The organism is Arsenophonus endosymbiont of Bemisia tabaci Q2 (genome assembly GCF_902713415.1).
GTDB lineage: Bacteria > Pseudomonadota > Gammaproteobacteria > Enterobacterales > Enterobacteriaceae > Arsenophonus.
The window spans coordinates 1-5,109 of record NZ_CACTIE010000033.1; the positions used below are offsets into that span (position 1 = coordinate 1).

The following is a 5,109-nucleotide window of genomic DNA, read 5'->3' on the forward strand; positions in this document are numbered from 1 at the left end:
CGAGTAAGCCTACACACGTTCTACACAATAGCGTATACAAAGAAAAGAGAGACGAGCCTAACTAAGGGAAGCAAAGCAGGGAAGAAAAGAAAGAAAAAAAGAGAAGCGAAACTCAAAAAGTAGGTCCAAGTCCAAATTGAAGTCTTCAACCAGACTCCATAAAGTCGGAATCGCTAGTAATCGCAGATCAGCATGTCGCGGTAAATACGTTCCCGGGACTTGTACACATCGCCCGTCACTCCATGAGAGTAAGTTGCAAAAGAAGTAGGTAGCTTAACCTTTTTAGATAGCGCTTACCACTTTTTGATTCATGACTGAGGTAAAGTCGTAACAAAGTAACCGTAGGAAAACCTGCAGTTAGATCACCTCCTTACCTAGATCTAGATATAGATAGATAGAATGTGAGTGTTCAAACAGATTGTCTGATGAAATAGCGCGTAAAGCCAATCTAAGATCGACTAAAAAACTTGAAGTCCCTTTCGTCTAAAAACCTAAGGCTTAGGACATCGCCCTTTCATGGCGGTAACAGGGGTTCGAATCCACTAGGGAACGCCACTTTAATGATTTAGAAAAGCGGTGCATCACACTTTTAGTGTTGTGCACTGTTTGTGCTTTACGCAAAAATGATTAAACCAATTCACTAAATTAGTTTACCAATTATGCTCTTTAACAATCTGGAACAAGCTGAAAATTGAAACACACACTATTGAAAAAATAGTGTAAAAAACTCTCAAAACTCCAATCAGTTGGGTTTTTTTGTCATAATAAATCATTATGAGCAAGCAGTCAGCAATTCAAGGCGCCCAGCGCACAGCAAGCGCAGCGTACTAAAGTACGTGAGCACTGCGCGCACTGCCCAACAAAAATTAGTGGAAGCGCAGCCATAACCCAACAAAAAAAACAATAGAAGACACCTTCAGGTTGTAAGGTTAAGCGAATGAAGCGTACACGGTGGATGCCTAGGCAGTCAGAAGCGATGAAGGACGTGCTAATCTGCGAAAAGCGTCGGTAAGCTGATATAAAGCATACTAGCCGGCGATGTCCCAATGGAGAAACCCAGTGCATTAATGCACTATCGTTTGATAAATTCATAGTCAAACGAAGCAAACCGGGGGAACTGAAACATCTCAGTACCCCGAGGAAAAGAAATCAACCGAGATTCCCCCAGTAGCGGCGAGAAAACAGGGAGCAGCCCAAAGTCAACATCAATATTTATTGCAGGAAAAAAGTCTGGAAAGACCGGAAATAAAAAGTGATAGCCCCGTATCTGAAACAGTAAGTGTTGTTAACTTGAAGAGTAGGGCAGGACACGTGTTATCCTGTCTGAATATGGGGGGACCATCCTCCAAGGCTAAATACTCCTAACTGACCAATAGTAAACCAGTACCGTGAAAAAAAGGCGAAAAAACCCCGGCAAAGGGAGTGAAATAGAACCTAAAACCGTGTACGTACAAGCAGTGGGAGCACCCGAAAAAGTGTGACTGCGTACCTTTTGTATAAAGGGTCAGCGAGCGACTTATATTCTGTAGCAAAGTTAACCAGATAAAGGAGCCGTAAGAAAACCGAGTCTTAACTGGGCGTTAAGTTGCAGGGTATAGACCCGAAACCCGGTGATCTAGCCATGGGCAGGTTAAAAGTTAGGTAAAACTAACTGGAAGACCAAACCAACTAATGTTAAAAAATTAGCGGATAACTTGTGGCTAAAGGTAAAAACCAATCAAACCGGGAAATAGCTGGTTCTCCCCAAAAGCTATTTAGGTAGCGCCTTGTGAATTCATCTTCGGGGGTAAAGCACTGTTTCGGCTAGGGGATCATCCCGACTTACCAACCCGATGCAAACTACGAATACCGAAGAATGTTATCACGGGAGACACACGGCGGGTGCTAACGTCCCTCGTAAAGAGGGAAACAACCCAGACCGCCAGCTAAAGTCCCCAAATCATGGTTAAGTGGGAAACAAAGTGGGAAGGCTTAAACACCCAGAATGTTGGCTTAGAAGCAGCCATCATTTAAAGAAAGCGTAATAGCTCACTGGTCAAGTCGGCCTGCACGAAAGATGTAACGGGGCTAAACCATGCACCGAAGCTGCGGCAGCGACATTTAGATGTTGTTGGGTAGGGGAGCGTTCTGTAAGCCGTAAAAGCTAGACTAAAAAGTCTAGTGGAGGTATCAAAAGTGCAAATGCTAACATAAGTAACGATAAAACGGATAAAAAATCCGCTCGCCGAAAGACCAAAGTTTCCTGTCCAACGTTAATCGGGGCAGGGTAAGTCGACCCCTAAAACGAGGCTAAAAAGCGTAGTCGATGGGAAACAGGTTAATATTCCCGTACTAAGGGTTACTGCGAAGGGGGGACAAAGAAGGCTAGGCTATCCGGGCGACGGTTAGCCCAGTTTAAGCAAGTAGGTAAGTAGTGCAGGAAAATCCGCACTGCTACAACACTGAGACGTGATGACAAGCCACCAAAGTGGTGAAGTAGTTGATGCCCAGCTTCCAGGAAAAGCCTCTAAGCAATAGGTAATCATTAATCGTACCCCAAACCGACACAGGTAATTAAGTAGAGAATACTCAGGCGCTTGAGAGAACTCGGGTGAAAAAACTAAGCAAAATAGTGCCGTAACTTCGGGAGAAGGCACGCTGGCATTAGGTAAAAGATCTCGCATCCGGAGCTAAAGCCAGTCAAAGATACCAGCTGGCTGCAACTGTTTATTAAAAACACAGCACTGTGCAAACACGAAAGTGGACGTATACGGTGTGACGCCTGCCCGGTGCTGGAAGGTTAATTGATTGGGTAAGCCGTAAAGCAAAGCTCTTGATCGAAGCCCCAGTAAACGGCGGCCGTAACTATAACGGTCCTAAGGTAGCGAAATTCCTTGTCGGGTAAGTTCCGACCTGCACGAATGGCGTAATGATGGCCAGGTTGTCTCCACCCGAGACTCACTGAAATTGAACTCGTTGTGAAGATGCAGTGTACCCGCGGCAAGACGGAAAGACCTCGTGAATCTTTATAACTAAGCGTCTTAATTTTGATTACAAAATATATGTTTTTCTCCAATATAAATTTACTGATATAGAGTAATTACTTGTAATCATTTTAAAGTCGCCCAGTTATATTTGATTAATCCAACGCGATACAGATTCAGAGCCAATCCGAAATTGCTTCGTTGTTTCTCGGATATTCAACCCTTCTTCTTCCATCGTAAATATCACTTTACGTCTAAAATTAATTGAATAGCTGATATAAATAATGTCATCAAAATTAAGTCGCTTAGCTATATGTCGCTGATTAATGGTAAAACTGCTACTGACCGGTTTATTATTGCTAATGCAGTTACCGTTAGGACAGATCAAAACTGCATCAATTTGCTCAGGTAAGGTAAATTGATAGTTTTTTTCCACTTTATAGTCTTTAATACAGTTAACGGTTGCATAGGGAGCATACATTGCTAGTTCGCTTGCTTTTTCAGGGGTGAGAAAGGTATATTCAATTTTAATCAGATCTTTTTTACCTAAGTAAGTGATTAGAAGGTAGATTTAAACCTATGGTAATAGCTGATCAGTTTGCGTTAATTTAAAAAACGAAAGTAATTTAAAACCGATTTGAGCAGGAATATGGTCGATAACGGTGCCACAGCTAATTGCTTCTACTTATAATTTGTGGTTATTTGCCATAATTGCATGCCTCAAAAATTAATGGTTTTATTTAAGATCAGTGCTAGAAGTGCTTGTCGTGCATAAATACCATTACCGGCTTGCTGAAAATAGTAAGCATGGGATGTTTTATCAACATCTGTAGTAATTTCGTCCATGCGTGGTAGAGGATGTAAAACTTTCATGCCAGGTTTAGCGACAGCTAATTCATAGCTGTTTAAAATGAATTGGGCTTTAACATTGGCATATTCAGAAGGATCTAAACGTTCTTTTTGCACTCGAGTTATATAGAGAATGTCCAATTTTGGCAAGATCGTTTCTATGTTGTCATGTAAGCTATAAGTTACCCCTTTTTCTTCTAGCAGATGCAGGATATGAGCTGGCATCGATAAAGCTTCAGGTGCAATAAAATAGAGATGATTATTATCAAACTTCGATAATGCTTGGGTTAATGAATGAACGGTTCGACCATATTTTAGGTCACCAACCATCGCAATATGCAAATTATTTAAGCTGCCTTGGCTCTCTTGAATGGTGAATAGATCGAGTAATGTCTGGGTAGGATGTTGGTTTGCACCATCACCGGCATTGATCACCGGAATTTTTCCTGAAAATTGAGCCGCTAAACGTGATGCCCCCTCTTGTGGATGACGCATAACAATGGCATCAACATATTGGCTAATAACCGATATCGTATCTGCCAAGGTTTCGCCTTTTTTACCTAACGAAGTATTATTACTGTCGGAAAAACCCACCACCGAAGCACCTAATCGGTGAATGGCTGTTTCGAATGAAAGGCGTGTACGGGTGGAAGCTTCAAAGAAACAACTGGCAATAACTTTATGTTTTAGCAGATTCGCTTGGGGATGTTGTTTTAGTGATGTAGCAACTTCAAGTACAGTGAGTAGATCTTTACTATTTAAATCATTAATCGAGATTATGTCTCGAAGATACAACGGATTAACCATCGTGTTGTTCCTTCTTTTTTTGTGCCATATCTAAGTATTGTTATGCCAAAAAAAAGCCCCTCATTGCCGGGCTTGAATAAATAGGGTTAATTGAGGAGGAAATGCAATAACTAAATAGCCCAATGGCAGCAATGCATATATTGATTCTTTTAAGCATTGATTATGCATTTCTTCCCCCACAAAAATTTTGGAGCATTATACGCCGCTCTGTCAGTATCGCAAGTGGTTACAGAAAGAAAATTGAAAAATGGTTAAAAATATAATGCATTGAATTCAGAAAAATTCTTGCGCAGTAATAAAATAATTGTTACTAAACCTACTGAGGAATATTTTGGCAACATTAAACCTACAATTCTTAGCTGCCAATAATCAAATGGATGGTCTATTTTTCGTTATAGCTAAGCGACTTAATTTTGATTACACCATATTGAGTGTGAACAAAATATCTGTGTCGCATCCGAGCGCTCTTTTTTTACATTTAGCTTGTGTC

General features: G+C 41.1%; 2 protein-coding genes, 1 tRNA gene, 2 rRNA genes and 1 pseudogene. 3 read left to right on the plus strand and 3 right to left on the minus strand.

The features are described 5' to 3' along the window. From ARSQ2_RS11830 to ARSQ2_RS02280, 3 genes are all read left to right on the plus strand, one after another. Nucleotides 1-373 (plus strand): 16S ribosomal RNA (locus tag ARSQ2_RS11830); the annotation flags it as partial. A 99-nt stretch (nucleotides 374-472) separates the two neighbouring features. Next, a tRNA-Glu gene (locus ARSQ2_RS02275) sits at nucleotides 473-555 on the plus strand. A gap of 387 nt (nucleotides 556-942) precedes the next feature. Further along, nucleotides 943-2,949 (plus strand): 23S ribosomal RNA (locus ARSQ2_RS02280). Nucleotides 2,950-3,108: 159 nt separating this feature from the next. Here the strand turns inward: ARSQ2_RS02280 and ARSQ2_RS14520 are convergent. From ARSQ2_RS14520 to pyrB, 3 genes and pseudogenes are all read right to left on the minus strand, one after another. Further along, on the minus strand, nucleotides 3,109-3,399 hold the full coding sequence (locus ARSQ2_RS14520) for an IS630 transposase-related protein (RefSeq protein WP_420837720.1): 291 nt from the start codon (nucleotides 3,397-3,399) through the stop codon (nucleotides 3,109-3,111). Further along, nucleotides 3,394-3,639: pseudogene (locus ARSQ2_RS12250) on the minus strand (aspartate carbamoyltransferase regulatory subunit); the annotation flags it as partial. The gene ARSQ2_RS14520 and the pseudogene ARSQ2_RS12250, both read right to left, overlap by 6 nt. A gap of 44 nt (nucleotides 3,640-3,683) precedes the next feature. Continuing rightward, nucleotides 3,684-4,619, minus strand: a complete 936-nt coding sequence (pyrB, locus tag ARSQ2_RS02290; protein WP_181994224.1) for an aspartate carbamoyltransferase — start codon at nucleotides 4,617-4,619, stop codon at nucleotides 3,684-3,686. Between the last annotated feature and the right edge of the window lie 490 nt (nucleotides 4,620-5,109).